The sequence below is a fragment of the Floridaenema flaviceps BLCC-F50 genome (assembly GCF_041929275.2).
In the GTDB taxonomy this organism is placed as follows: Bacteria; Cyanobacteriota; Cyanobacteriia; order Cyanobacteriales; family Aerosakkonemataceae; genus Floridanema; species Floridanema flaviceps.
On record NZ_JBHFNR020000002.1, the window covers coordinates 101,931 to 126,943 of the forward strand.

The window sequence follows — 25,013 nt, forward strand, 5'->3', positions numbered from 1 at the left end:
AGTATCGAGTCCTTTCAAGCTGACTCTCTTGCACACTCAGAAATCGCTTCTTCCATTTCTTCTAAAGAAACAACTTTTCTACCTTCTTCATACAACATCCCAGATAATTCTCGGACATCAATTTTGGCTGTTTCTTTAGGTTGTACTTGTTGAGTTGGCATTTTTTGCTTGAGTTGCGCTGTTTTTTCCTCAATTTTAGCTTGTCGTTCTGGTGAAATATCTTTAATTAATTCGTTAAATTTATGATGTCCTGTCATAATAAGCCCTCCTGTTTGGACAATTTTATCGTAAACTACAATGATTCTACAGTTGGAGAGAGCGATCGCTATTTTTTACTTGTTAGGTATTTTGTTATAGCAATATTGTGATATTATGAGTGTAAGTTATATAAATTGAAGACTGTGCCTGAAACACGGGTTGTATTTTATCAAGATGAAAAGGGTGAGGTTCCAGTTCTTGAATGGCTCAAAATTCTGCTAAAACAAGATCGCAAAGGTTATGCAAACTGCGTAGCTCGAATTCAGCTATTGGCTAGTTCTGGTTATGAACTTCGACGACCAGTAGCAGATTACCTTAGAGATGGAATTTATGAGTTGCGAGCAAAGCATATCCGGGTACAATATCGGATTCTATATTTTTTTCATGGGCAGAATGTGGCGATTTTGGCTCATGCTATTACTAAAGAGGGAGATGAAGTACTGGATAATGATATCGATCGAGCAATTAAACGGAAAGAGCAATTTGAAATTAGCCCAGAAATCTATACTTATGTAGAGGAAACAGAAAATGGCGATGACAAATGATGCACTAAAAATTCTTCAGAAAATGACTGCGGACGATCCTGAAATAGAAGAAATGGTGAGGGAATCATCTCTTAATGCAGAGTTAGCACAGCTGATTTACAATGCGAGAAAGCAAGCTGGATTAACTCAACAACAACTTGCCGATCGCATTGGTACAAAACAGTCAGTCATTGCGCGACTTGAAGATGCGGATTATGAAGGACATTCCCTGTCAATGTTGCAAAAAATTGCCAGGGCGCTGAATCATCGTTTGGAAGTTAAGTTGGTTGGGAATAGCGATCGTCTACAATGATTCTAGAGTTGGAGAGAGCATACCCTTAAAGCACTTTCAGATATTACTAAGGTAAAGTCCAGTTTTCTAGCTGTAATTCGGTGATGCGATCGTAGTGTCGAGTATTGTTGGTAACTAGAATTTTACTTTCTGCCAGAGCCACACTAGCTATCATTAAATCGAAATCTGCGATCGGTTGTCCTATTCTACGAAATTGCGCTTTTAATTCCCCAAAGCGTCTGAGAATTGCATCAGTTAAAGGTAAAACAGATAATTCTTGGATAAAAAATTCTGCACGCTCTAGATTTTCTGTCACCCGATTAGAATTATATGCACCAAAGTACAATTCAGCAACAGTAATCACACAAATGGAAATCTCATCCCATCCAACTTGTCTAACCTTTTCTCTAACTAAATAACGATCTCTGAGCCAATAAATGCAAGTATCAGTATCTAGTAAATAAGTCACGGGGTATCTTCTGAATTGGAAAAACTACGGCTGTCATAAATTTCTTGGATGATTTCATCATCGGTGCGATCGTCCTCCCAAGCGCCAAATTTTTCCATAAACTTTTCCAGATGATGTTCTGTTGCTGTTGTTTTAGGTTGTACTTGTTGAGTTGGCAAGTTAATCATTTCTTCTTTGATTACTTTGCGAACGACTTTTGTTAATAGCGCTTCTAAGTCGGCTACTGTGAGAACGCTAACGGGTTGATTTGCATCTGGTTGGGAGTTTTCCATAATTATATTAAAGTCCTTTTTGATTTTCATTTTCAAGCAATTCTCTAAAACTATTAATAACTACTTCTCTATCAGCAAAACGCGCCTTAATAATTAATTCACCCCCCATAACTGCAATGACTTCTCGTAAATGATTAACATATATATCTGTCTGGTTTTCTAAAAATGCTTGCTGTAATTCAGTTAAAGCTATTTTTTGCTTGAGTTGGGCTGTTTTTTCTTCAATTTTATCTTGTCTTTCTGGTGAAATATCTTTGATTAATTCGTTAAATTTATGATGTCCTGTCATAATAAGCCCTCCTGCTGTAGTTCTGTCAAGTATTCATCGTATAATCGATCGGCGATCGGCACATACTTTTCATAAAATCGGTTATCCCCAGTTTTATCACCTCCGATTAATAATATTGCTGTGCGTCGCGGATCGAAAGCATAAAAAATTCTTAAGGGATTTCCTCCACTTTGAATTCTTAGTTCTCTAAGATGAGAATGTTTTGATTGATTCACTCCAGAAGAATAAGGAAAAGGTAAATTAGGCCCTTTTTCTTCTAGTAATTTCACAACACTGATAATATCATCCTGCTGGGTTTCCCCAAGGACTTCCCACCACTGTCGAAATTCATTAGTATATTCTATCTCCCAAGTCACGCTAATAATTTAGCTCTTTAATATTTTGACTCCAGCTTTTGTAATTATAACTGAAGCTTTAAAGCTGGTATCAGTTGTATAAGTTATTTTAGCTTGAATAGTGCGATCGCTTTCCCAAATCCTCACTCATCTCTTCTGTATTCTGCGTGTCTTGCCAACTTTCTAATGTTTCCTCTTTGGACAATTTTATCGTAAACTTAACCGGGTAAGTTTGCTCCCAATAATCAGTAATGCTGCCGATCGCATTGGTACAAAACAGTCAGTGATTGCGCGACTTGAAGATGCAGATTATGAGGGACATTCGCTGTCAATGTTGCAAAAAATTGCACGGGCGCTGAATCAACGTTTGGAAGTTAAGTTGGTTGGGAATAGCGATCGTCTACAATGATTTTAGAGTTGGAGAGAGCGATCGTACTCCTCAACCCATTCCCTTAAAGCATCTTCTCAATTATAAAAACTACGGCTCTCATAGATTTCTTTGATGAGTTCTTCATCGGTGCGATCGTTTTCCCAAGCCCCAAATGTTTCCATAAACTTTTCCAGAGAACCTTCTGCTAACTTTTCTTTAGGTTGTACTTGTTGAATCTTAAACCAAACTATAGTCTCAATCTCACTCAATTTTTGTTAAATTTGACCACGATCGAATTGTCTCTTTAAAGTTACGCCATTCGTCGTAAACCTCCTTAAATACGTTGTCTTGCTTAGCATAGAGATCCAGTAAGTCGTTTGTCTTCTGTTTAGCATTGTTTAGAACATCTTTATTAAATGGAACTAATTCAATGTCTGTGCTATTCTGTATTTCTTTTAGCACCAATCTGTTCTTTTGATCGTATTCAGTCAAAATACTTATGTATGTTTCATGACAAGCAAGCTTAAAAATTTCTCGATAATGAGGCGGTAATTTATTCCAAGCATCTATGTTGACTTGGACATCAAATGTAGTACTTGGTTCCCACCATCCTGGATAATAATAAAATTTTGCTGCTTTATTTAGACCTAACTGAATATCGTCATATGGTGAAGTCCACTCAACAGCAAAAAAGAGTCCATTTTTAAGCCTTTGAATAGCTTCATCTACTGAAATCGGCTTACCTAATAGACCGTGAGTTGTTATCCCCAAACTTTGCCAAACCTCTGCTCCTAAACCTGGAATTCGCATGATCTTATTCTTATCATTAAGATCGGCTAACGAATTAATCTTTGCTTTGAACCAACCTCCCATCTGTCCTCCCGTTGCTCCTGCGGGAAAGGGAATTACGTTTAAACCTAGTTTTTCCTTGTAGATAGATTGCATAAAGGTCAATTCATCATTAGGATTCTTTTTATAATGAAGCCAAGCGGTTTGCTCTTGGGGACTGAGGCCAAAGGGGATAGCACACCCAAAAAATAGCGCTCTATATTTCGGAGTGTTGTAGTAGATACCACTATAGCCACACTCTATAATACCTGCGCTAACTTTTGTTAGTATTTCCTCCGTCTCTCCAGTTCTTTCTAGTGTTATGTTGAAGCGATCTTGCGTCATTTTTCTGACACGATCGCAGACGAGTTGTGGAGCATCATAAAGAATAGTTTTTCTAACATTATCGCTCAGAAAAGTTTGCATTTTCCATGAAATCAACGGCAATCGATCGTCACCAGGGTTAGTCTGACGGCTAGATATAGCCTTATCTAATAATAAACCGCTTACTAAACCTGCCGCACCAAAAGCCGTATAAGTAATAACTTTACGAATAACTTCACGACGTGTTGTACCAGGATCTTGAGTTACAGTTGGGTTTGTCGGAATCGGATTTATATTAATTGGATTTACAATACTCTGATTTGTCTTAATTATATTTGCAAGCCCCCTACATGTGCCAGCAGCATTCTCTATAGATGAAATATCGTTAATTGTTGGTAAATTTGTTACGAGCCTCGACAGCAGAGAAGATAGTTGATCGGCTGCTGGTTGACCAATATTTGTTGTTGGCAAGTGCTGAACATAAGATTGCAGTTCGCCCCATTGAGCGTTAGGTACTCCTCCTTGTTGGAGTTCCTCTACAGTTTCCCGGAGACATTTCGCAATGTTCTCAAAGTATTCTGCAATACGTTGACGTTTTTCGTCTCCAGCCTGCTGTGAGCGATCGCTTACTTCAGACAGTATCCTTACAAGTTCAAGTAATTCTGCTAACATTTCTTCTCCGATGAGTCATATATATCTAAAGTGGTACAAAGATTGATACCCTCGCTCCGGAAAACTCCCTAAATTCCTGACGGGGTAACCAGTATGGCTGAAATCCTTGCACAGCCTGTTTTGTACCACATTGCCTTTTCAACAAATTGGCTCAATTTTTTGTTCTTATTGACACTATTCTCAAATGCTTGCGGCTACAACTCTTGTAGATTCGTTTTCGATTGCCAGATTTCCCCACCAATTTTTAAGCAGCTAAACGGTCAAAAGCTTCTGCCAAGCTGCACATAGATGTTTAAGCTGATCAACAGTTTGACCTGTGCGATATGCTTGCTCTTTAAGTCTGAGCCAAACCAACATAGCATAAGCAATATGATTTCTTTGAATTCTGGCTTGACGACATTCAGTCAATCCATAAGCACTAAATACGCCTCTCCAACCATCTTTCCAAATCTGCCAAACTGTTAAAATCTAATAAATCTTCTGCTAAATTTTCCAAATTTTGCACAGATAAGTTTTCAATTTGGTTGGTTATTACCTCGGAAATTTCTCCAAAACGCTTTTTCAATAAACGCATAACTAAAGCGATCGCTTCCGTGACGCGCCCTTGTTCTCTGCCTTGTTCTCTGCCTTCTTCCATAGCATAAGTCAGTCGCCCTCTCTCATCTTGTAGAATCATCGCTCGCCGCTCTACTAATTCTAATTCTTCTACTGTCATGTGTGCTTGATTGGCGATATTTAATGCTAGTTCGATCTCGCTGACTTCTCCTAATCTTTCTGGAATTTCCTGCAAAGTTACTGCTTCTTTAATAAAATAAATCCATCGATCGCTTAAACTTGTTAACTCCGATAAACCTTTCTTGAATTTCGGTAACTCTATAAATATTAACTGCAATTCAGGATCGGGATAGGCAAATTTTTTGGTCTTCTCCTGAAAAACAAATTGAGTGATTACATCCTCAGTTTGGTTAAACAAAATAAAATCGACAATCGTCACGCCAATTACTGGGGTAAGACGAAAATAGTTTTCGCCAACTCCTAATTGATTTGTATAAGCTTTCCCCACATTATAAATTACCCTTTTACTGAAAGCACTCACTCGCGCTATTTGCATTTCTATGAGGACAACTGAGCCATCGTTTAAAATGGCTTTGACATCTAAATAAGTTTCTTTTAAACTGAGAACTTGACCCGGATTATAGGGGTTAACAATCGTTAAGGATTGAATGACTTTCTCACCTTCATAAATAATCGCATTGAGAAAGCTAATTAAAATCTCTTGGCTTTGTGACGAACCAAAAATTTTTTTAAAGGCATAATCGACCTTGGGACTGATAAATCTCATTTTCTTCTCCCTTTTTAGCCTGGTAATGGGTAGTAAGAATTTTATTGCGATCGAGCTTTTCAACAATTGTATCTAAAAAGATTAAATCAAATATTTCCAACTAAATTTTATCTCCTTTTTTTCTAATTGTCAGCCCCCACCCGGAAACCCAGGCGGGGGCATTTCATCATTGCAAAAAACTTAGTGGATTAATTCGATCGCTCTCTTAGTCAACGCCTCCGCAGTTAACCCATTAAACGCCATTAATTCACCAGCAGAAGCGGTAGTTTCTCCCCGTTTCCAAGCGAAAGTATCGCGTTTAGAATTACTGCGTAACATGATCGGTTCTAACATTCCAGAAGCGCCACCAGTTACACCAATTAACGCATCTCCATCAAAGATTTCAGCAAATTTTGCATCGCTCAAAAATTCGCCATCTGCTTGAGAACAAGTATCCCAAGCAACATCAGTTGGACGATACAAACGGCGGGGATTGATAATAGAAACAATCTTCGCGCCAATACCTTCATTTTCTAAGAAAGCTGCTGCTTCAAACACTGGCATTAATGTCATATCGCCCACAACTGCAAACACAACTTTCTTACTCCCCCCTTGATTAAGGGGGGTTTGGGGGGGATCAACTTCATGCAACACGACTGCGCCATCTTTTAAACCTTGGCGAGTTTGTTCAAAAGTAGTGCGAATTGGTAAAGGTGATTTACTTGCAGTAATCACAATTCCCTTGTTTTTTGTGGTTAAAGCCCACTCATAACAGGCTTGAATACTGTTAGCATCAGGTGGGAATAATGGGAACACATTGCCATTCCGCATCATCGCTGCAAAATATGCTTCAATTTCCGGGCGTTGGTGTGTCCAACCGTTGCGTCCTTGCTCTAATGCACCAGCAGTAAATAAGGTAATTGTGGCAGGAGTTTGACGGCGTAATTCTGCCATTGCTTGGGTAACAGTTTGCCAAATTGGTAAACCATTGATGGCAAAAGATTCGTAAGAACACCAGAGAGTTCTGGCACCCATTAAAGATAATCCAACTGCCAAACCTGCACAAGCATCTTCACTCAAAGGTTCGTAAACTTGTCCGTTTGGTGATTGGTTGTAAAGGTCATCTGTGGTGGGGTGAATGATTTTTAATGCTTGGTTAATGTTGGCAATTCCTGATGCTTCGTTGCCATCAGCGTTGGTGACTAAAAAAGTACGATCGCTCTGTCCAACCTTACCCACCAAAGCACCCATTGCTGTAGTCGAAACTTTCGGATCTCCGCCAACAGGATATTCTTCTAAAGGCAATTGTCCTAAGTCTGACAAAGGTAATTCAAATTCAGTTACCGCAGTTTTCGCCGCAGGGCCACCACCAGCACGTTCGCAATTTGTTCTGACTAATTGCCAGCTTTCAGTAGTTAATGCCCGACCTTTCAAAGCATTAGAAATGTGTGGTGCATCTAAAGTATCTTTGGGATAAAGGTTGTGAGATTTTGCACCTCTGGCGTGAACTCCGGCACCTTTTAATTGTTTGATAATAAATGCAGTTAATTTGCCGCTAAAAGCAGATTTTGCCGCTTTATCAACACCTTCTAATACAGCTTTTGTAAACGCTAGACGTTGTTCAAAAGAAAAGGCAGTGCTATCTACATAATCACCAGGTTGATTTTGATCGTCAAAATCTTTCGCATCAATTAAAATGACTTCTGCAAAACCATTTCCGCGCCAATAATCTAACATTTCCGCATTGGTTTTAGTCGAAACCATGCTGTGATGTTCCTGACTGTAACCGTTCCAAATTAACACGGGTAAAAAGTTAGTTACTCCTCCGAAAGCCGTGTGAAAATGTGCCATACTGCTCATTGGGTAAGGTTCACCCATGCCACCATCACCCATCGTAAAGGGGAAAAGTTTATCTCTGTGCAAAAGTGCAGCTGCCATTGCAAAATGTTGCCCTTGTCCCAAAGGGCCAGCAGGTGCGAGAATACCGGGAATAAAACCGGAAAGGTGTCCTAAAAGACCGTGTTTTTCGCGGAAACGATCGCGCAATTGTTGCACATTATAAATGTCCATGTCTTCCAAAGAGCGATCGAGAAACATCGAACTATAAAAACCAGGCGCGTGGTGTCCAACTTCTGTGAGAATATTCTTGTAGCCCAGCATAATTAATGCTGCATGAGCTTCCGCAGAACTGGCAAAACCGCCTGGGTGTCCAGAGGCTTTCGATCCGGTAATTTGTAAAGTTAAATAACGCAAAGCATCAGCAAACAAAAGAGTTTGATAAACTGCGTTAGCATCACTCGGATCGGAAATTGCTGTTTTTCCCTCAGCAATAGCAGGCGTTTTACCATAAGTTTCAAAATCTGGCAGCGCTTCCCCAAAATATTGAATACCTTCACAAAAATCGGGAAATGCTGAAGTTGCTTTTGGCGTGGTTGCAGTCATGCTGAGTTCCTTATTAGTATTAAGATCGAATTAACTCGATTTATTTAACAAAAATTTTACAACTTTTAGGTTGTCAAAATTTAAGGGTTAGAAGTTGCAAAGATAACTAAGTCCAATGAGAGGCATAGAAAAATTAGTTAGGTTAAGTTAGTTTAAGTTGCACAAATAACAGGCGGTAGAGACAATGAAACAACTACAAGGCCCCCAAAGTCCAACCTTCGTACAAACACTCCAATGGGTTTTTCGCCCTATGCAGTACATGGAAGAGTGCGCTAAACGCTACGGCGACATCTTTACTATGCGACTAGGCACAGAATTTGACCCGATAGTCTTCGTCAGCAACCCCAAAGCGCTTCAGCAGATTTTGAGTAATGATACAACAAAACAGTTTGCCGCCCCTGGTGAGATGAATAAAATTTTTGAAGCTTTTGTGGGAAAGCAATCTGTGATTACCCTCAGTGGCGCACAACATCAGCGTCAGCGTCAGTTGATGATGCCTCCTTTTCATGGCGATCGAATGCGAACTTACGCTGATACAATTGCCAAAGTAACAGAGGAAATCATGAGTAGCTGGCAGGTAGGCCAATCCTTCTCGGCTCGGAGTGCTACCCAAACTATCACTCTGCGGGTGATTATGCAAGCGGTGTTTGGTTTATATGATGGCCCACGCGCTCAACAGTTAGAAAAACTTTTAAGCGAGATGCTCGATAAAGGAAGTACTCCGTTGAGTGTTACCATGCTCTATTTTCCATTCCTGCAAAAAGATTTCGGCGCTTGGAGTCCTTGGGGTCAATTTCGCCGTCGCATAGAGCAAGTTGACAAACTTATTTATGAGGAAATTCGGGAACGACGAGCAAATTTCGACCCATCGCGCACAGACATTCTCAACTTACTAATGGCGGCGAGGGATGACGCAGGAGAAGCGATGACCGATGAAGAGTTACGCGATGAATTAATGACTTTGTTAACCGCAGGTCACGAAACTACTGCAACTGCCTTAGCTTGGGCATTCTACTGGATTCACAAAATCCCGGAAGTGCGGGAAAAATTATTAGCAGAATTGGATACTTTGGGCGAGAATCCAGACCCCAACGCTATTTTTAAATTACCTTATCTCAATGCAGTTTACTGCGAAACAATGAGAATTTATCCTGTGGCGATGCTGACTTTTCCCAGAGTGGTGAAAGAACCTGTAAATTTAGTGGGTTACGATTTGCAACCAGGCACAGTTTTAATAGGTTCAATCTATCTAACTCATCGGCGTGAGGATTTGTATCCTGAACCGGAAAAATTTCAACCAGAAAGATTTTTAGAACGGCAATTTTCGCCTTATGAATTTTCGCCTTTTGGCGGTGGCGCACGTCGCTGCATTGGTTTTGCTTTTGCTCAATTTGAGATGAAAATGGTATTAGCGAAAGTGCTTTCAACTTTGGATTTAGAACTTGCCGATCGCACAGAAATTAAACCTGTACGTCGGGGTTTGGTAACAGCACAAAATCGTAGTATTCAGTTGTTGGTTAAGGGTAAACGGAAAGCGAAGTCTCCGACTTTGGCGGTTGTTACTAGTTAACAATTAAAAATCACGATTGGCGATTTAATATTTAATTTTACCCAATTGTCAATCATCAATCTCTAATCACCAACTCCTAATCACTATGACTCATTTTGGCCTGCTTTGTCCCGCAGCAACCGGACATCTCAACACCATGCTTCCCTTGGGACGCGAACTGCAACAACGAGGTCATCGCGTCACCCTTTTCGCAATACCTGATGCTCAATCCAAGACATTAGCAGCAGGGTTAAACTTTTGGGCAATTGGAGAATCAGAGTATCCTGTGGGGATAACCAGGCAAAATTTGTCAAAACTTGGAGAATTGAGCGGGTTTGCTGCTTTACAGTATACTGTCAAGTTAATCAAAGAAAGTACTACTGTCTTACTACGCGATGCCCCAAATGCAATTAAGCAAGCTGGTGTAGATGTTTTGCTGATAGATCAAATTACTTCCGGCGGTTCAACTATTGCAGATGTTTTGGATATTCCCTTTATTACTGTTTGCAGTGCCCTCATAATTTCTCAAGATTACGAAATTCCACCATTTTTTACAACTTGGAATTATAATCCAGCTTGGTGGGCAACTCTGCGGAACAAAGGTGCTTATCATCTCCTCAATCGCATCGTCAAACCAATTCGAGATCTCTTGAACGAGTATCACCAACAAAGTAATTTGTCAGCCTACTCTGAGGCTAATCGAAATTCCCAATTAGCCCAAATCAGTCAACAGCCTGCTGAATTTGAATTTCCCCGCAAAAATCTGCCTCCATGCTTTCATTTTACAGGGCCATATCATAACTCAATAACTCGCGAACCTGTATCTTTTCCTTATCAAAAGTTAACCGGAAAACCCTTAATTTATGCTTCTATGGGAACGGTGCAAAATCGCTTAATGTATGTTTTCCAATCTATTGCAGAAGCTTGTGATGGATTGGATGTCCAATTGGTGATTTCTTTGGGTGGTTCCAGCAGTCCAGAATCTTTACAAGGGTTGCCGGGAAATCCTCTGGTTGTTGGCTATGCGCCTCAGTTAGAATTGTTGCAAAAAGCTACTTTGACTATTACTCATGCGGGTTTGAATACGACTTTAGAATCGCTAACTAATGGCGTACCAATGGTAGCAATTCCGATCGCAAATGACCAACCAGGAGTAGCAGCGCGTATATGTTGGACAGGTGCAGGAGAAATGGTGCCGTTGAAAAAATTGAGCGTTCCTAAATTGCGAAATGCCATTCAGAAAGTGTTGACTGAAGATTCTTATAAAAAGAATGCTCTCAGGTTACAAACAGCAATTCAACAATCTGGGGGAGTGAGTCGCGCTGCTGATATTATTGAGCAGGTTGTTGTTACGGGGAAGCCTGTTTTTTTTTACGACAACAAATAAGGTAAATTTTCAGCTAAGGTCAAACTCAAGAGGATTGGTTATACATCTATGCAATCTTTAATTCCTGAAACTATACTTCCCAATGGAATGAATATATTTTGCCTTCGGGAAGAAGAAGTACCAATTCTTTACTCACAAATCCAGGAGTACTTCAGAAATGGTATTAAAGTTCAGAAAGGCGACATAGTGTTTGATGTGGGTGCTAATATTGGTTTGTTTACACTCTGGGTATATCAGATGTGTAATAAAGATGTGAGCGTCTATGCCTTCGAGCCGATTCCATCTATTTTTGAAGTGCTGCAATGCAATGCCCAACGCTTAGATCCAGAAAAAATCAAAGTTTTTAACTACGGACTTTCACAGGAATCTAAGGCAATAAATTTCGCTTACTATCCCCATGCTACAGCGTTGTCTAATGCGTACCCAGAAGATTCAAAAGAGTTAAGATTGCAATTAAAAAAAGTTATCCTTAGCAATCTGGAATACGCGCCGAGTTCCCTACGGTGGTTGCGTTGGCTTCCGGCATTTCTGCGATCGTTTGTTCTCGACCAGACAACAAAAAAAGCTTTTCAAATAGAGCAGGTTACTTGTGAGCTAAGAAAGTTATCAGATATAATTCGCGAACATCATGTGGAGCGGATTGACTTGCTGAAAGTAGATGTAGAAAAAAGCGAATTAGATGTGCTTTTAGGCATCGAAGAACAGGATTGGTCAAAAATAAAGCAAGTGGTAGTTGAAGTCCATGATTTGAATGGTCGAGTAGAAAATATCTCTGCTTTACTAAAGAAACATGGTTTGACGGAGATTACAGTGGATCAGGAACCCATCTTTCAGGGTTCCAATATTTTCAATCTGTATGCCTTGCGACGGAATTTATAGTAGAAATCCTCTGGCTGAAATGCTTCAAACTAAACTAGCGCTACTCTCCATAATTCGCTGATTTTCTCGACGCATCCCTGTTACCACCATTCGCACTCCTTCTGATGGCCCTAATAAGGCACCTTTGCGTTTCGGCTGCACTGGGTTGCTATCTGCAAGTGCCATTTCCCAGCGAGTTAATAAAGTCGCCAAAACTAATTTCATCTCAAATAAGGCAAATGCCATACCAATACAGCGACGGTTGCCACCGCCAAAAGGTAAATACTCAGAGGGCGAAAATTGACGTTCTAAAAAACGCTCTGGTTTAAACTGTTTTGCATCGGGGTATAAATCTTCCCGATGGTGAGTAAGATAAATACAAGGTACTACCAAAGTACCGGGTTCTAACTCGTAGCCCATAATTTCTAAAGGTGATTTCACCAATCGATTTAAGGCTAACATTGCCACCGGATAAAGGCGCAGAGTTTCCGAACAAACTGCATTCAAATAAGGCAATTTTGCTATAGTATTCCCATCGGGATTATCACCCAATGTATCCAGTTCTTGCAGCAATTTTTCCCGCACTTCTGGTAACTTGTGAATCCAGTATAATGCCCAAGCTAAAGCAGTGGCGGTAGTTTCGTGACCTGCTGTTAACAGAGTGATTAATTCATCCCGTAATTCTACATCGGTCATCGGTTGCCCTTGTTCATCTCTAGCTGCCATCATCAAAGATAGGATATCAGTGCGAGAAGGGTCGAGTTGGGTTCTCCGTTCTGCAATTTCAGCGTACAGTAATTGGTCAACTTGTTGGCGCAGGCGCAGAAACTTGCCCCAAGGACTCCACGAACCTAAATCGGTTTGCAGAAATGGGAAAACTATCATCATTGCTGTGATGAAAGGTTGCTTTGGATTGAGGATTTCAATCAAAAGTTGCTTGAGTTTTTCGTAACGTTCTCCTTCCTCTAAACCAAATACAGTTTTTAAAATTGCTTCAAAAGAAATTGCTTGTATTGATGATAGGATTGAAAATGGTTGATTAATGGGAAAGGTGCTAGCTACTTTTTCGGTAATCTCACAAATTGTCTCACCATAAGCCCGCATCCGTTCGCCATGAAAGGGAGGAGTCAACAACTTGCGTTGACGCTGATGGGGTTCTCCTTCGAGTGCTAAGAGCGATCGCTCACCCAACAAAGGCGATCTTATACCCGCAGGCTCACCAGAGTCCAACTGTTTTGGATCGGTGCTAAAAACCTTCTGAATCGCCTGGGGATTACTAATCAATACTTGCGGACTAAAAACTGGCCCAATCCGCAGGGTGAAGATCTCACCATAGCGTTGAGCACAGTCTTCCATATATCCGAGAGGGTCACTTAACCACTGGAAAGTTTGGATCGAGGCGGGAGTCCGGGGGCCATCAGGTAGTTTAAGTCCAGACATTTGTGTTAATATCCCAATCTTTTTATCAATGTTAAACTAAGTTAAATGAAAACTGAGAATTAAGCTTTAACTGAGTACGCAATTCTTCCAGAGGCATTTCCCACAGATGATTCCATTGAATACCAAACAAAGGTTCTGCCTGTTTTCCTAATAACCAACCTTGGGTTAACGCATCGAAATGTTGTTCGCAAAGTTCTATTTCTTCCAGCGCAGTTTTTAACAAGTTTTTCGCCAGTAATGCAATCCAAAAACGAGAAGGATGAATCTGTGCTACATAAAATGCCTCTAATTTAATCTCTCCAGCTTTATTTGTCGGACATCCCGTTACTACGTGCCAGATGTCATGAGTTTCAGTTATATGAGCGGCAATAAATGAAAAAGGATCGTCTGCGATCGCTCGAACTGGAGGAGGCGTAAAACCATTAGTAATCATCTGATTGGCATAAGCATATCCTAAAGTATTTTCCGGTAATTGATGCAGTTCTTGCAGGTTTACATTACCCAGGCGTGATCGTTCTTGCAATGCTTTTTTTCCTTGGGGATAGCGCGAGAGAAATTCTGCTACCAACTTCATACCGTAAGTATCATTAATTTCCTGAGACAGTCGCCCAATTTTGGCAAAATCTCCATAGGGAGCTTTTACCAACTGCATAAAATGGTATCCCAATACCAAGCTGTGCCACTGCTGTTTCCAGTTCTCTAAAATCGGCATTTCCTGCTCCTCGTTGTACTTTCAATTTATGGATTGTAACTAGTAAATTTTATCACCATTATCCCTATCTTTTTGCTCTACAATCTTACCTAATTCCTGAGTATATAATGGGAAATAACTGCTAATTTATAGCAAGATTTAAGATTCTCAAACTAAATTTACCATGAAACTACCACAAGGTCCGAAAACTCCTGGAATCGTGCAATTATTTCAATGGATAGCTGACCCATTAGGATTAATGGATGACTGTGCTCAACGTTATGGTGATATGTTCACTTTACGGGTAGGTACAAATTGTCGCCCGATCGTATTTTTAACCAACCCACAAGCAATAAAAGAAGTTTTCACTGCTGATTATAAACAGTTTGCCAGCGGTCATGCCAATGAATTAGCTAGACCTTTGGCGGGACAAAATTCTTTATTTTTGATGGATGGCGATCGCCACAAACGAGAACGTCAGCTATTATTGCCTCCCTTTCATGGAGAAAACATTCGCAGCTACGGAGAATTAATTAGAAATATTACCTTAGCAGTCACCAAAGATTGGCAAATTGGACAAACTTTAATTGTCCGAGATGTCATGCAAGAAATTACTTTGCGGGTGATTTTACGAGCAGTTTTTGGTTTAGAGGAAGGAGAACGCGATCGAGAATTACGGCATCTTTTAAGTGAAATGCTCGATAATATCAGTTCTCCCCTTAACTCTGCCCTACTGTTCTTTCCCCAATTACAAAAAGATTTAGGTACTTGGAGTCCTTGGAGTAAATTCCTCCGTCGCCAGTCACAAATTACCGAACTTTTGATGGCAGAAATTCACGAACGGCGAGCAAATTTCGATCCATCACGAAAGGATATTCTTTCGCTGCTAATGTCAGCCAAAGATGAAGCTGGAAATCCGATGACTGATGCTGAATTACATGATGAATTACTAACTCTTTTGGTGGCAGGACATGAAACGACAGCTACTTCTTTAGCTTGGGCATTATACTCAATTCATCATGTTCCGGGAGTACTTGATAAATTGTTGCATGAAATTGATAGTTTAGGAGAAAATCCCGATCCAAATCTAATTGCTAAACTCCCATATTTAACAGCAATTTGCAATGAAACTCTGCGAATTTATCCGATTCTTTTTATTACCTTTGGTAGAGTTGCTCAGTCTCCTGTAAAAATTATGGGTAAGGAATTTGAACCAGGTACATCACTTGCCCCTTGTATTTACTTAACTCATCGTCGGAAAGACTTATACCCAGAACCAGAAAAATTTAAACCAGAACGCTTTTTAGAAAAGCAATTTTCCCCTTATGAATTTTTCCCCTTTGGCGGTGGTACTCGTCGCTGTATTGGGATTGCCTTAGCACCTTATGAAATGAAGATTGTTCTAGCAACAATTTTGGCAAATTGGCAGCTATCTCTAGCAGACAAAACTCCCGTTAAACCGATTCGTCGCGGATTTACATTAGGGCCAAAAGGTGGTGTAAGAATGGTAATCAAAAATAAAAAGTAGGGTGCGTTAGTAACGCACCATTCCACAAAATTTAAGCCGAATGGATCGATCGCGCAAATGGTTGTGCGATCGCCCCCAAATTATCTAATGCCCAATCAGTTTATCGCGTAGATGTTTGATGCGATCGCAAACCCAATATTCAGCTTCTAATCTCTCTGCTTCTGCCTGTTGAAACCCCAAATCAGCCTCGATTTCTGCTTGATTAGCATGATAATAAGCTAATGCTGCATAAACCTGCGCCAGAGTTAAATGAGGAATTTCTTTAACAATTTCCTCGGCAGTCAATCCCATTTTATAATCAGCAGCAATACGCCTGACAGTAACTCCTGTTCCGGCAATAATTGGGCATCCTCCATGTATTTTTGGAGAACTACTTATCAATGTTCCAATGTTTACGTTAGTTTGCATAGTAATAATCTTATCTTATACAGTTAATTATAGTTGCAAAAATCTAATTGTTATGATTATTGTCAAAATCTAGCTCTTGCTTTGGTGTTTCTGAAGATGGTTGGTTTGCTTGTCGCAGATCAATTTCAATGGTTATTTTATCTTTTTCAACTTTTATATTAGCAATTTTTCCTAAAATATCAACAGGTATGGAATTATTGAATTGTTGAGGATACAAATTAGATTTATAACCAGCTTCCTCAAGCCATTCACAAATATTTCGCCAGTTCTCCACTTTTTCATTACACTTACCCAAAAGATTTTTTACATAAGGATACAAAGTAGTACATACTTCGCTTTCAACACCCTTAATGCTTTTATGGAGTATTTGAGCCATTTCAGCAGGACTGTAACCGCAAAGCAAGCCCCGCAGGTGCAGTTTCTCAGTGGGTGTCAGGCGCTTTCCTTTAGCCGAGGCTAAATCTGTATATAGCGTCTCCAAGTCCCAGCGGTTAGCCGCTTCGGTAAATTGTTCGTTAGTAGATGGCATAACAAAGCTTCTTCAGAAAATTTTTCCTAGCCAAATCCTAGCTTAATTTACAGCCTTGGCTTAGTAACAGCTGAGGTTTAACTAGCTTACTCTAGAAGAAGCAAGGTTATAAAAGTTACTACCAAGCAAAGCTAATACATACTAACTGAGGTTATCTATGTCAACATTTGGAATTAATGGGATTAAAAAAGCTTTAAGTCAAGCACTGGAAATGTTGCCAGACTGGAAAGAATTAAACCCTTTTCAAAAAGGGACAACTATTGATAAAACGTTTAAATCTCTTATGACAGATTTAATGCAACAGTTTGGAATGAAACCCGGTGTTGATTACGTAGATAATTTAAAAGATAACGAACGCTGCACAGATTTTGTAGCTTTGTCTACAAAAGCAGATGACTTAATTCGAGGATTATTAAATGGTGAAATTATTGCTATTTCACAACATAGTCGAGTTAGCAAATTAGGTAATGAATTTACTGTTAATGCTTATTTCCGTAGAAGAGCAGCTTAATTTTTCCTGAACAGACACCACCAAATTTTAGCAAAGTTTACATAGCATTGAGAGCAATCAAATGGAACCAAAATATTTTAAAGATGGAAATTACATTTATGAGTGCAAATCTTCTCCCGAAAAGAAAGATGGCCCTCTCAACGAGAACAGTCTGAAAAGTTGGACAAGAGACGCTAAAAATTTATTGAAACGTCAGCAACCTAGTGGATTTCGTTATGTATTTCCTGTTAATCGTCTTGACAGCAGTAATAAAGCAATCTTAGAAAAGCTAAAAGAAGATTGTCCTGGCGTAGATATACAATATTATGATTGTGATTCAGTAGATAGGCTGATTAGAGCTTTAGAAAAAGTAAATAGCTTACCGGAATTAGTTGCATACGTTAAGCAAGCCAGGAAGTAAAAATATGGGGCAAAGTCTTCACTTTTACCGAATTAAGTACGATCCTCAATTCATCGAAAGCTCTGACATTGAAACTATTTTGAGGAAGTTAAAAGAAGAGCTTAAATCAAAACTAGGCATTGATGAAATCACTTATGATTCGTTTTTTGAACCGATAGAAGAAATCAGTCTTTATCTTAGCGCTGATGATCCAAAGTTTGAAAAATTATTAGGTACAGGTGCTAAAAATCTCCTACATCCAAACTCCAGATGTTACTTGGTTACTGAAGATCTCTGGAAAGTTATTGAGGAGATGATTTTGCAAATGTCTAATAAATTGAAAAGTAGCGATCGATCCCAAGAAACCAGCGAAGAATACTTAAAAGATAGGGAGCTTTTAAAAAAGATGTACGACAAAAAAATACTCATGGTTGAGGCTTCTTAACTTATATAGCTGGTGCGGTGCGTTACGCTAGCGCTAACGCACCCTACGTCTTAATGCCCAATCAGTTTATCGCGTAGATGTTTGATGCGATCGCGCAACTTAGCCGCTTCCTCAAATTCTAGCTTTTTCGCTGCATCTTTCATTTGCATTTCTAACTGCGTAATCAACTCTGGAACCTCTTCTAAAGATAAATCATCTGACTGTTGATATGCAGTTTCCAACTGTTGTGAATTTAATCTGCGGGAAACTTCTAAAAAAGCCAAAATCGAATTTCCTGACTTTTTGATAATTGGTTGCGGTGTAATGTTGTGCATTTTGTTATATGCCATTTGAATTCCGCGTCTTCTTTCGGTTTCTTCGATCGCTTTTGCCATGCTATCAGTTAAATTATCTGCATACAAAATTGCCTGTCCCCGAACGTGACGCGCCGCCCTTCCAATTGTTTGAATTAAAGAACGTTCCGCCCTTAAGAAACCCTCTTTATCTGCATCTAAAATTGCCACCAAAGAAACTTCTGGCAAATCCAAACCTTCCCGCAACAAATTCACCCCAATCAAAACATCATAATCACCCTTTCTTAAATCCTGCAAAATCTCAATTCTTTCAATTGATTGGATTTCTGAGTGCAAGTAACGAACTCTAATTCCTCTTTCTTGCAAATACTCGGTCAAATCTTCTGCCATTCGCTTGGTTAAAGTTGTCACTAAAACCCGTTCTTGCAGCTTCACTCGGTCTTTAATTTCGCCCAACAAATCATCAATTTGCCCCTCAGTTGGACGGACAAAAACTTCAGGATCTAGTACTCCCGTTGGTCTAATTATTTGTTCGACAATGCGATTTTCGGAAATCTCAACTTCCCAATTTCCTGGAGTTGCAGAAACAAACACGCACTGATTAACTTTTTGCCAAAATTCTTCTGCTTTCAAAGGGCGATTATCCGCTGCACTGGGAAGGCGAAAACCATGTTCAATTAACACCTTTTTTCGTGCTTGGTCGCCATTATACATTCCCCGAATTTGTGGAACAGTAACGTGAGATTCATCAATTACTAATAGCCAATCTTTCGGGAAATAATCAATTAAACATTCTGGCGGTTCTCCGGGAAATCTTCCGGCTAAATGTCGGGAGTAATTTTCTACGCCGTTGCAATATCCTACTTCTCGCAACATTTCTAAATCGTAGCGAGTTCGCTGATCTAATCTTTGCGCTTCTAATAATTTTCCAGCTTTTTCTAATTCGGCTAATTGTGCTTTTAATTCATCTTCGATCGCATTACAAGCAGCTTCCAATTTCTCATCGGGTGTGACAAAGTGACGCGCCGGATAAACATTTATCGCTTCCAAACTTTGGAGAATTTCCCCTGTTACCGGGTCAACATATCGAATTGCATCAACTTCATCACCAAAGAATTCTACCCGAATAATTCGATCTTCATAAGCAGGGCCAATTTCTAACACATCTCCCCGAACTCGGAAACGTCCCCTGCTAATTTCCGTATCGTTTCGGTTATATTGAACTGAGGCTAAATCCCGTAAAACTTGCCTTTGATTTATTTCTTGTCCAACGCGAAAAGGAATTGCAGCTTTTAGATATTCCGAAGGAATTCCTAAACCGTAAATGCAGCTAATTGAAGCGACTACAATTACATCTTTGCGTTCAAAAAGTGACCTCGTTGCTGAGTGACGCAACATATCAATTTCGTCATTAATGGCGGCAGTTTTTTCGATGTAAGTATCAGTAACGGGAATGTAAGCTTCTGGTTGATAGTAATCGTAGTAACTGACAAAGTACTCAACTGCATTTTCTGGAAAAAACTCTCGTAACTCGTTACACAACTGTGCCGCCAAAGTTTTGTTATGTGCTAAAACTAAAGTAGGTTTCCCGACTTTTTCAATCGTGGAAGCAACAGTAAAAGTTTTGCCTGTTCCGGTTCCACCTAGCAAGGTTTGGTAACGATGACCAGCTAAAATATACTTGCTTAAATCAGCGATCGCTTGTGGCTGATCTCCCATTGGCTGAAACTTGGCTTGCAGATTAAATTGGCTCATAAATATTTCTACCACTTACTCTTTTATTTTATCTTCTACTTATTTAAATTTCCCAAAAACTATTTAATTTATTCTTCACTACTAACGCAAGTTGCTAGTTATTAATTCTTTCGGAGTTTCCCCGTGAAGTTAATAGCGAAGCTTCCGCTGGTTCCCCCCTTTGTAAGGGGGGTTAGGGGGGATCTAAAGGCTGTGATTATTAGGTTTATATCCCCCCAACCCCCCGTGAAGTTAATAGCGAAGCTTCCGCTGGTTCCCCCCTTTGTAAGGGGGGTTAGGGGGGATCTAAAGGCTGTGATTACTAGGTTTAGATCCCCCCAACCCCCCTTAATAAGGGGGGCTAAGAAAGAACTAGACTTGTAACTAGCAACTTGCATTACTACCCTTAATTAACGAATCCAAAAATTATCTCTTTTCTCTCTGCGTCCTGGAGCGTCTCTGCGGTTTAAACAATTTAAATTCTAACATCTACCTCTTAAAGCATAAGCCATGAGTATCAGAATTAACAACTTAATAATATACCCTCGGTCAGAGGTTTATTTGCCGAATTATTCCTAGATTAAAAGTGTAGCAAAGAAAACAGAATAACTTAATAGTTAATCTGTGTAAAATTCAGTAAAAGAGAGGAAGTTATCATGAGTTTAGAAGATAGAGCAAAAGCCACAGGCAAAAACTTAGAAGGTAAAGCACAAGAAGCAATCGGTAACGTCACTGGCGATCCCCAAGATAAAGCTGAAGGCAAAGCAAAACAAGCTGAAGCACAAGCTCGTCATGCTGGTGAAGACCTGAAAGATAAAGCAAAAGAAGTGATCGATCGCGCTTAAAACTTAACCTAAAAAAAGGTCTGGAAAAATTACATCTAGACCTTTTTAATCATTGAAACACCTGCTGTGAAAGGAGGGAAAAACCTTGCAATTTTTACAAAAAAGCCGTCAAATTCTCACGGCTCTAACTTTAGCATTAATCCTGACCATTACCACTGCTTGTAGTGGCAGTTCAGTAGCTACACAAAGACCTCAACTACCTGCAAATAGTAGTGCTCCCTACAACCAAATCGAACGAGGTTCGACAACTTCTGGTCAACAATTTGGTGATTGGGTAGTCCGCCAAAGCAAAGGATTAGTCAAGGATGCTTATGTGCGTGACAACAATAAATTGGGTGTGGTAATTACGCCTCAAGTTAAACCGAATGAAGTTAGACCTTTAGCAAGTTCTTTACTTCAAGGTTTTCACAAAAATTTCCCCAATCAGGATTTAACAGTTTTAGTTTACGCACCCGATAAAAAACTGATTTTGACTGGTAAATACGATCAGCAGTCGCAGCAGATTCGCTATGAATCGTAATTTATAAATGGAGAAAAAAGATAATGGCAACCAGCGATGAATATAAACGTCAAGTCATGAATGATTTGGCTCAAGGTAATGTTGAATCGATGAAGGATGTACCTAGCGATCCTTCCAGAGAATACGAAAATTTTGATGATTTTGCTCAACGTTCTACAGTAGATGAACGTCGCCAATTATTTGGTCAATCTTTGCAACACGATCGCATTCCCCCCACCCAATTGGAACCGGAATTGAGAAATGCGATCGCCCAAATTAAACCCAACGAACGCGACGATGTAGCCAAAGAATTTCTCAAAAAGTTAAAAGAACGGGGATTGAGCGATCGGCAATTAGAGCAACAATTGGGACTTTCCACCCACCACGCTAGTCGCATGAGTGCAGACGACGTTGCCAAATTAGCTTCTTTCGCTTATCACTCTCACCCTGATATTTTCCGCGACGTTTTAGCCGAAAAACCCGGAATCATGAAATTCCTCAGCAACCCCTTAGTTGTTGGCGTTCTCGGTATCGTCGCCGCTAAGTGGTTAAACAATCGCCGTTCCTAAAACTCTGCATCACCCATACTCGTTTGAGAGCAAGAACAAGAGGGATCGAGACGATCTGGCAACAGCTAGGTCGCTTTTTTTTGATTAAATACCATATTCACCACTATTGAGCTATCATCCCAAATCCCGTTAAATAATCCCTTTCTTTGCTCGTCCAGTCCGCGAAGGCAGACTTTGTTTGTGTAACCACGACTTCAGTCGCAGGATTTTAATTAACATAAATTCACATATTTGACACTCTCACAGCACTGCGCTACGCAGTGCTGTGAGATTCTTCCTTCACAGAATGATGCCTTACAAAAGCAGTGCCTTTGCTTGGTCTGACTCGTTCTCCAGAAGCTACCGAGGTATGCCCTACCTCTAACATTCGTAAACCTTCATCTCGGATAATTAAAGTCAACGACTCTCTCACGAGAGCCGTTGCTCTCCAAAACCGTACTTGATACTTTCGCATCATACGGCTCCTCAGCGAAATAGTGTTTGTCAAACAAACGTCATTACCAACATATCGTTAACCCATTTAATTTCTGAGTTAACTGGCGGCTTTGGCTTGACACTTTTACAGTCAGATTTATTGCCTGAAATACCATCAAAGATAGTTTTCGTATCATGACAATGCCGATGAAGAAGTTGCCAGTTTTTATATTCATCCTTTCCACCTTTCGATTTGGGGATGATATGGTCTATTTCCATTACATCTTCATCTTTGAAGAACAATCCGCAGTGGGTACACTTCCCTTTTTGTCGCTTCAGTAGGGTTGAGATTCTACTTGGCATTTCAGGGTGTTCTCCCATTCTGGAACTCCAATAAACCAGGTTTCCGTCATAAGGTGACGCTTCGCCTTTGACTTTTACATAGCGTTTAATTGTTGTGGAACTATGTTTTAGTAACCGCAGAGGATTGGTTCCTTCTTGCCTGGTTGCGAATACCCAGTTATCACCGCCAATGGTTTGAAAGTATCGTTGGACATTCCACTTTCTGCCCTTATTTCTATGGCGATGTTTTGCCCATTTAAGTAATTTCCAGATTATCAGGTGGTCGAGTTTTTCAAACACCTTTTGACTAACTACTGTTGAGTAGTAATTGCTCCATCCTCTGATGATTGGGTTTAAGCTTTTTATGAGAGCAGCTTGGTTTACCCCTCTATGTTTGTCAATTACTTCTGCAACCTCTTTGTAGTGTCTTTTCTGGCTTTCCTTACTTGGGGTGATGATTGTTTTAAAGCCTAGTAGTTTCCCTTTGACTCGTCCACTGGTATATTTTCCAGTGGGGTGTTGTCTGATGTTGTACCCTAAAAAGTTAAAACCCGGTTTTTCGGATTCATATTCTTTCAGGGTGTGAGCTAATCGGGTTTTACTTGGCTTTAATTCCAAACCCATGCCTTTTAACCACTCAGAGATTATCTCTTTACATCGTTGGACAATGGTTATGTCTTCGTGGAGGATAACGAAGTCATCGGCATAACGAATCAGGCTAACAGACTTTCTTTTATCCCTCTTGCTTAATTGTGTGCCGTCAGGACGTTTCATATCGAAATTATCTGCCGCTTCCATGATTGCGTTTTCCATCCCGTGAAGGGCGATGTTAGCCAGCAGGGGGGATATAACTCCGCCTTGTGGTGTACCCTCAGATGTTGGGAACAACTGTTTTCCTTCCATCACTCCAGCTTTTAGCCATGCTCGGATTTGTTTCCGTAGGGTTGGGAAGGTATTGGTTTTTCGTAGTAGTTGTTCGTGGTCGATTCTATCGAAACATTTGGCTATATCCGCATCTAGCACGAATTTAGTTTTTTGCTTTATCGCTAGAAATATTGCATCGATAGCATCTTGGCATGAGCGCCCTGGTCGGAACCCGTATGAGTTAGGTTCAAAACGTGCTTCCCATTCTGGTTCTAGTACCATTTTGACAAGCGCCTGCAATGCTCGGTCTTTCATGGTAGGTATTCCCAAAGGTCTTTTTTCCTCCGTTCCCGGTTTTGGTATCCATACTCTCCGAGTTGGTTTGACCTTTGAACCCAGTCTTAATTGTTTTGCCAGTTCAAAACGTTGCTTTGGGGTCAGGCTTTTAATCCCGTCCACTCCCGCCGTTTTCTTTCCCTGGTTATCCTGGGTTACTCTACGCACCGCTAGCAGTTTTGCAACCTGGGACTTCATCAACAGCTTTTGGAGTCCGCGAGTTGTTCTGACATCACCACGACGAGACGCTTGGTAGATGCGCTTTTGTAACTTAAACACCTGACGTTCTAATTTCTTCCATTGGATATCCCTCCAGGTAACTGTTGGGTTTTCGCAGGCTTGATTAGGTATATCCGATGTCCATACTATCCTCAACCAATCTTTATCTGATTGTCGGGCTTTAGCCTTTTTCATTGCTACTTGTACCCCTACCTTCTATTTCACCGTGAGTCTGTCAGCATATCCCTACTGTTAGATAGGGCATTCGCTTCTGACTCAATCTCTCCCATTTGTTACCTAGTTTCCTAGAGGTTTCGTCTTAGCTGACTACTCATTCAATCGACCTTGGATGAGAGTAATCAAATGGGTTACTTCGTTCCTCATAACCTTTGGTTTGTCCTTTTATGATGATGCTCTCCACCGAGTTTTCGGGTGACACTTAGTAGACCGACAAAAATCCTCCTATTACCCTATTCTTTGCCCTTTTGGGACTCCCAGTGTATCAGCCTGATTTCACTGGTTCGCCGTAACGGTGGTTCTGACACATCTTCACTTTCGTTATCCATAAGGACTTGCTCACGGGGAACTGACTTTTAGGCTGTCAGCACCTTTCCGCTTTCACCCCCGCTTCCAGGATTGATGGCTAGTCGCTACCTGGGGGGACGCGATACAAATATCGCGCTTTGTGTGCTTTCACCGATGTGTCTTCGGGATGAGACTTTGGCTTTCTAGGATACTTGCCTTCACTCACAAGGTTATGAAGTTGTCAGTACCAAG

27 protein-coding genes and 2 pseudogenes are annotated in these 25,013 nt (G+C 40.3%); 13 read left to right on the top strand and 16 right to left on the bottom strand.

Translation table 11 applies throughout. From position 1 onward, the window contains the following. Positions 1–14: 14 nt before the first annotated feature. Positions 15–257 (bottom strand): hypothetical protein, encoded by a 243-nt coding sequence (locus tag ACE1CI_RS20155; RefSeq protein WP_413263884.1) that lies wholly within the window; start codon positions 255–257, stop codon positions 15–17. 144 nt (positions 258–401) lie between these two features. On the opposite strand from ACE1CI_RS20155, the gene ACE1CI_RS20160 reads away from it, so the two are divergent. Further along, positions 402–803, top strand: a complete 402-nt coding sequence (locus ACE1CI_RS20160) for a type II toxin-antitoxin system RelE/ParE family toxin (protein ID WP_413263885.1) — start codon at positions 402–404, stop codon at positions 801–803. Beyond that, on the top strand, positions 787–1,095 hold the full coding sequence (locus tag ACE1CI_RS20165) for a helix-turn-helix domain-containing protein (RefSeq protein WP_413263886.1): 309 nt from the start codon (positions 787–789) through the stop codon (positions 1,093–1,095). Before ACE1CI_RS20160 ends, ACE1CI_RS20165 begins: the two co-directional genes overlap by 17 nt. Before the next feature lie 46 nt (positions 1,096–1,141). Here ACE1CI_RS20165 and ACE1CI_RS20170 read toward each other — a convergent pair whose 3' ends face one another. From ACE1CI_RS20170 to ACE1CI_RS20185, 4 genes are read right to left on the bottom strand one after another with little or no spacing between them, the layout of a single operon-like run. After that, positions 1,142–1,543, bottom strand: coding sequence for a type II toxin-antitoxin system VapC family toxin (locus ACE1CI_RS20170; RefSeq protein ID WP_413263887.1), 402 nt, complete (start codon positions 1,541–1,543; stop codon positions 1,142–1,144). Further along, positions 1,540–1,845: a hypothetical protein gene (locus ACE1CI_RS20175; protein ID WP_496615647.1), complete on the bottom strand. Its 306-nt coding sequence runs from the start codon at positions 1,843–1,845 to the stop codon at positions 1,540–1,542. Before ACE1CI_RS20175 ends, ACE1CI_RS20170 begins: the two co-directional genes overlap by 4 nt. Beyond that, positions 1,823–2,104, bottom strand: coding sequence for a hypothetical protein (locus ACE1CI_RS20180; protein WP_413263889.1), 282 nt, complete (start codon positions 2,102–2,104; stop codon positions 1,823–1,825). Before ACE1CI_RS20180 ends, ACE1CI_RS20175 begins: the two co-directional genes overlap by 23 nt. After that, positions 2,101–2,460, bottom strand: a complete 360-nt coding sequence (locus ACE1CI_RS20185) for a type II toxin-antitoxin system RelE/ParE family toxin (RefSeq protein ID WP_413263890.1) — start codon at positions 2,458–2,460, stop codon at positions 2,101–2,103. The genes ACE1CI_RS20180 and ACE1CI_RS20185 overlap by 4 nt, the downstream gene beginning before the upstream one ends. A 235-nt stretch (positions 2,461–2,695) precedes the next feature. Here ACE1CI_RS20185 and ACE1CI_RS20190 point away from each other — a divergent pair. Then, positions 2,696–2,848 (top strand): annotated as a pseudogene (locus tag ACE1CI_RS20190) (helix-turn-helix domain-containing protein); the annotation flags it as partial. A gap of 56 nt (positions 2,849–2,904) precedes the next feature. Here ACE1CI_RS20190 and ACE1CI_RS20195 read toward each other — a convergent pair. The 4 genes from ACE1CI_RS20195 to ACE1CI_RS20210 form a co-directional block, all read right to left on the bottom strand. After that, entirely contained in the window at positions 2,905–3,078 is a 174-nt protein-coding gene (locus tag ACE1CI_RS20195; RefSeq protein ID WP_413263892.1) for a hypothetical protein, read from the bottom strand. Then, complete coding sequence (locus ACE1CI_RS20200) at positions 3,071–4,633, bottom strand: TRAP transporter substrate-binding protein (RefSeq protein ID WP_413263893.1); 1,563 nt, start codon at positions 4,631–4,633, stop codon at positions 3,071–3,073. Before ACE1CI_RS20200 ends, ACE1CI_RS20195 begins: the two co-directional genes overlap by 8 nt. Positions 4,634–5,051: 418 nt before the next feature. After that, on the bottom strand, positions 5,052–5,975 hold the full coding sequence (locus ACE1CI_RS20205) for an Rpn family recombination-promoting nuclease/putative transposase (RefSeq protein ID WP_413263894.1): 924 nt from the start codon (positions 5,973–5,975) through the stop codon (positions 5,052–5,054). A 180-nt stretch (positions 5,976–6,155) separates the two neighbouring features. Next, on the bottom strand, positions 6,156–8,396 hold the full coding sequence (locus tag ACE1CI_RS20210; protein ID WP_413263895.1) for a phosphoketolase family protein: 2,241 nt from the start codon (positions 8,394–8,396) through the stop codon (positions 6,156–6,158). Positions 8,397–8,580: 184 nt separating this feature from the next. Between ACE1CI_RS20210 and ACE1CI_RS20215 the strand changes: the two genes are divergently transcribed. The 3 genes from ACE1CI_RS20215 to ACE1CI_RS20225 all read left to right on the top strand — a co-directional run bounded on the left by ACE1CI_RS20215 (position 8,581) and on the right by ACE1CI_RS20225 (position 12,211). Beyond that, positions 8,581–9,966: a cytochrome P450 gene (locus tag ACE1CI_RS20215; RefSeq protein ID WP_413263896.1), complete on the top strand. Its 1,386-nt coding sequence runs from the start codon at positions 8,581–8,583 to the stop codon at positions 9,964–9,966. 85 nt (positions 9,967–10,051) lie between these two features. Next, on the top strand, positions 10,052–11,332 hold the full coding sequence (locus ACE1CI_RS20220) for a glycosyltransferase (protein ID WP_413263897.1): 1,281 nt from the start codon (positions 10,052–10,054) through the stop codon (positions 11,330–11,332). Positions 11,333–11,380: 48 nt separating this feature from the next. Beyond that, complete coding sequence (locus tag ACE1CI_RS20225) at positions 11,381–12,211, top strand: FkbM family methyltransferase (protein ID WP_413263898.1); 831 nt, start codon at positions 11,381–11,383, stop codon at positions 12,209–12,211. A 24-nt stretch (positions 12,212–12,235) separates the two neighbouring features. Here the strand turns inward: ACE1CI_RS20225 and ACE1CI_RS20230 are convergent, their stop codons facing one another. Both ACE1CI_RS20230 and ACE1CI_RS20235 read right to left on the bottom strand, forming a co-directional pair. Further along, positions 12,236–13,630: a cytochrome P450 gene (locus ACE1CI_RS20230; RefSeq protein ID WP_413263899.1), complete on the bottom strand. Its 1,395-nt coding sequence runs from the start codon at positions 13,628–13,630 to the stop codon at positions 12,236–12,238. 31 nt (positions 13,631–13,661) lie between these two features. Next, positions 13,662–14,342 carry a Coq4 family protein gene (locus ACE1CI_RS20235; protein WP_413263900.1) on the bottom strand — a complete coding sequence of 227 codons (681 nt, stop codon included), beginning with the start codon at positions 14,340–14,342 and terminating at the stop codon, positions 13,662–13,664. Between the two features lie 163 nt (positions 14,343–14,505). On the opposite strand from ACE1CI_RS20235, the gene ACE1CI_RS20240 reads away from it, so the two are divergent. Further along, the gene (locus ACE1CI_RS20240; RefSeq protein ID WP_413263901.1) at positions 14,506–15,849 is read left to right on the top strand and encodes a cytochrome P450; all 1,344 of its coding nucleotides are present in this window, start codon (positions 14,506–14,508) and stop codon (positions 15,847–15,849) included. Positions 15,850–15,933: 84 nt separating this feature from the next. Here ACE1CI_RS20240 and ACE1CI_RS20245 read toward each other — a convergent pair whose 3' ends face one another. Both ACE1CI_RS20245 and ACE1CI_RS20250 read right to left on the bottom strand, forming a co-directional pair. Then, positions 15,934–16,257, bottom strand: coding sequence for a DUF433 domain-containing protein (locus ACE1CI_RS20245; protein WP_413263902.1), 324 nt, complete (start codon positions 16,255–16,257; stop codon positions 15,934–15,936). 43 nt (positions 16,258–16,300) lie between these two features. After that, positions 16,301–16,786, bottom strand: a complete 486-nt coding sequence (locus ACE1CI_RS20250) for a helix-turn-helix transcriptional regulator (RefSeq protein ID WP_413263903.1) — start codon at positions 16,784–16,786, stop codon at positions 16,301–16,303. A 157-nt stretch (positions 16,787–16,943) separates the two neighbouring features. Between ACE1CI_RS20250 and ACE1CI_RS20255 the strand changes: the two genes are divergently transcribed. The 3 genes from ACE1CI_RS20255 (at position 16,944) to ACE1CI_RS20265 (ending at position 18,121) form a co-directional block, all read left to right on the top strand. Then, positions 16,944–17,297 carry a hypothetical protein gene (locus tag ACE1CI_RS20255; protein ID WP_413263904.1) on the top strand — a complete coding sequence of 118 codons (354 nt, stop codon included), beginning with the start codon at positions 16,944–16,946 and terminating at the stop codon, positions 17,295–17,297. A gap of 61 nt (positions 17,298–17,358) precedes the next feature. Next, positions 17,359–17,697, top strand: coding sequence for a hypothetical protein (locus tag ACE1CI_RS20260; protein ID WP_413263905.1), 339 nt, complete (start codon positions 17,359–17,361; stop codon positions 17,695–17,697). A gap of 4 nt (positions 17,698–17,701) precedes the next feature. After that, positions 17,702–18,121: a hypothetical protein gene (locus ACE1CI_RS20265; RefSeq protein ID WP_413263906.1), complete on the top strand. Its 420-nt coding sequence runs from the start codon at positions 17,702–17,704 to the stop codon at positions 18,119–18,121. A 50-nt stretch (positions 18,122–18,171) separates the two neighbouring features. Here the strand turns inward: ACE1CI_RS20265 and uvrB are convergent, their stop codons facing one another. Next, positions 18,172–20,169, bottom strand: a complete 1,998-nt coding sequence (gene uvrB / locus ACE1CI_RS20270; protein ID WP_413263907.1) for an excinuclease ABC subunit UvrB — start codon at positions 20,167–20,169, stop codon at positions 18,172–18,174. A 635-nt stretch (positions 20,170–20,804) separates the two neighbouring features. Here uvrB and ACE1CI_RS20275 point away from each other — a divergent pair. From ACE1CI_RS20275 to ACE1CI_RS20285, 3 genes are all read left to right on the top strand, one after another. Next, the gene (locus ACE1CI_RS20275) at positions 20,805–20,993 is read left to right on the top strand and encodes a CsbD family protein (protein WP_413263908.1); all 189 of its coding nucleotides are present in this window, start codon (positions 20,805–20,807) and stop codon (positions 20,991–20,993) included. 85 nt (positions 20,994–21,078) lie between these two features. Continuing rightward, positions 21,079–21,513, top strand: a complete 435-nt coding sequence (locus ACE1CI_RS20280; RefSeq protein ID WP_413263909.1) for a hypothetical protein — start codon at positions 21,079–21,081, stop codon at positions 21,511–21,513. Between the two features lie 23 nt (positions 21,514–21,536). Next, complete coding sequence (locus tag ACE1CI_RS20285; RefSeq protein WP_413263910.1) at positions 21,537–22,061, top strand: hypothetical protein; 525 nt, start codon at positions 21,537–21,539, stop codon at positions 22,059–22,061. Between the two features lie 253 nt (positions 22,062–22,314). Here the strand turns inward: ACE1CI_RS20285 and ACE1CI_RS20290 are convergent. Together ACE1CI_RS20290 and ltrA are read right to left on the bottom strand one after the other, a co-directional pair. Beyond that, positions 22,315–22,449: pseudogene (locus tag ACE1CI_RS20290) on the bottom strand (RNA-guided endonuclease TnpB family protein); the annotation flags it as partial. Between the two features lie 95 nt (positions 22,450–22,544). Beyond that, positions 22,545–24,431 carry a group II intron reverse transcriptase/maturase gene (gene ltrA, locus ACE1CI_RS20295; protein WP_496615642.1) on the bottom strand — a complete coding sequence of 629 codons (1,887 nt, stop codon included), beginning with the start codon at positions 24,429–24,431 and terminating at the stop codon, positions 22,545–22,547. Positions 24,432–25,013: the final 582 nt, after the last annotated feature.

Excerpts from the sequence above, each read along its gene's own strand:
- ACE1CI_RS20220 (WP_413263897.1), top strand. The coding sequence starts at position 10,052 with ATGACTCATTTTGGCCTGCTTTGTCCCGCAGCAACCGGACATCTCAAC.
- ACE1CI_RS20240 (WP_413263901.1), top strand. The coding sequence starts at position 14,506 with ATGAAACTACCACAAGGTCCGAAAACTCCTGGAATCGTGCAATTATTT.
- ltrA (WP_496615642.1), bottom strand. The coding sequence starts at position 24,431 with ATGAAAAAGGCTAAAGCCCGACAATCAGATAAAGATTGGTTGAGGATA.
- ACE1CI_RS20180 (WP_413263889.1), bottom strand. The coding sequence starts at position 2,104 with ATGACAGGACATCATAAATTTAACGAATTAATCAAAGATATTTCACCA.
- ACE1CI_RS20235 (WP_413263900.1), bottom strand. The coding sequence starts at position 14,342 with ATGCCGATTTTAGAGAACTGGAAACAGCAGTGGCACAGCTTGGTATTG.
- ACE1CI_RS20225 (WP_413263898.1), top strand. The coding sequence starts at position 11,381 with ATGCAATCTTTAATTCCTGAAACTATACTTCCCAATGGAATGAATATA.
- ACE1CI_RS20165 (WP_413263886.1), top strand. The coding sequence starts at position 787 with ATGGCGATGACAAATGATGCACTAAAAATTCTTCAGAAAATGACTGCG.
- ACE1CI_RS20250 (WP_413263903.1), bottom strand. The coding sequence starts at position 16,786 with ATGCCATCTACTAACGAACAATTTACCGAAGCGGCTAACCGCTGGGAC.
- uvrB (WP_413263907.1), bottom strand. The coding sequence starts at position 20,169 with ATGAGCCAATTTAATCTGCAAGCCAAGTTTCAGCCAATGGGAGATCAG.
- ACE1CI_RS20260 (WP_413263905.1), top strand. The coding sequence starts at position 17,359 with ATGGAACCAAAATATTTTAAAGATGGAAATTACATTTATGAGTGCAAA.
- ACE1CI_RS20205 (WP_413263894.1), bottom strand. The coding sequence starts at position 5,975 with ATGAGATTTATCAGTCCCAAGGTCGATTATGCCTTTAAAAAAATTTTT.
- ACE1CI_RS20200 (WP_413263893.1), bottom strand. The coding sequence starts at position 4,633 with ATGTTAGCAGAATTACTTGAACTTGTAAGGATACTGTCTGAAGTAAGC.
- ACE1CI_RS20175 (WP_496615647.1), bottom strand. The coding sequence starts at position 1,845 with ATGAAAATCAAAAAGGACTTTAATATAATTATGGAAAACTCCCAACCA.
- ACE1CI_RS20255 (WP_413263904.1), top strand. The coding sequence starts at position 16,944 with ATGTCAACATTTGGAATTAATGGGATTAAAAAAGCTTTAAGTCAAGCA.
- ACE1CI_RS20230 (WP_413263899.1), bottom strand. The coding sequence starts at position 13,630 with ATGTCTGGACTTAAACTACCTGATGGCCCCCGGACTCCCGCCTCGATC.
- ACE1CI_RS20155 (WP_413263884.1), bottom strand. The coding sequence starts at position 257 with ATGACAGGACATCATAAATTTAACGAATTAATTAAAGATATTTCACCA.
- ACE1CI_RS20275 (WP_413263908.1), top strand. The coding sequence starts at position 20,805 with ATGAGTTTAGAAGATAGAGCAAAAGCCACAGGCAAAAACTTAGAAGGT.
- ACE1CI_RS20245 (WP_413263902.1), bottom strand. The coding sequence starts at position 16,257 with ATGCAAACTAACGTAAACATTGGAACATTGATAAGTAGTTCTCCAAAA.
- ACE1CI_RS20210 (WP_413263895.1), bottom strand. The coding sequence starts at position 8,396 with ATGACTGCAACCACGCCAAAAGCAACTTCAGCATTTCCCGATTTTTGT.
- ACE1CI_RS20215 (WP_413263896.1), top strand. The coding sequence starts at position 8,581 with ATGAAACAACTACAAGGCCCCCAAAGTCCAACCTTCGTACAAACACTC.
- ACE1CI_RS20285 (WP_413263910.1), top strand. The coding sequence starts at position 21,537 with ATGGCAACCAGCGATGAATATAAACGTCAAGTCATGAATGATTTGGCT.
- ACE1CI_RS20265 (WP_413263906.1), top strand. The coding sequence starts at position 17,702 with ATGGGGCAAAGTCTTCACTTTTACCGAATTAAGTACGATCCTCAATTC.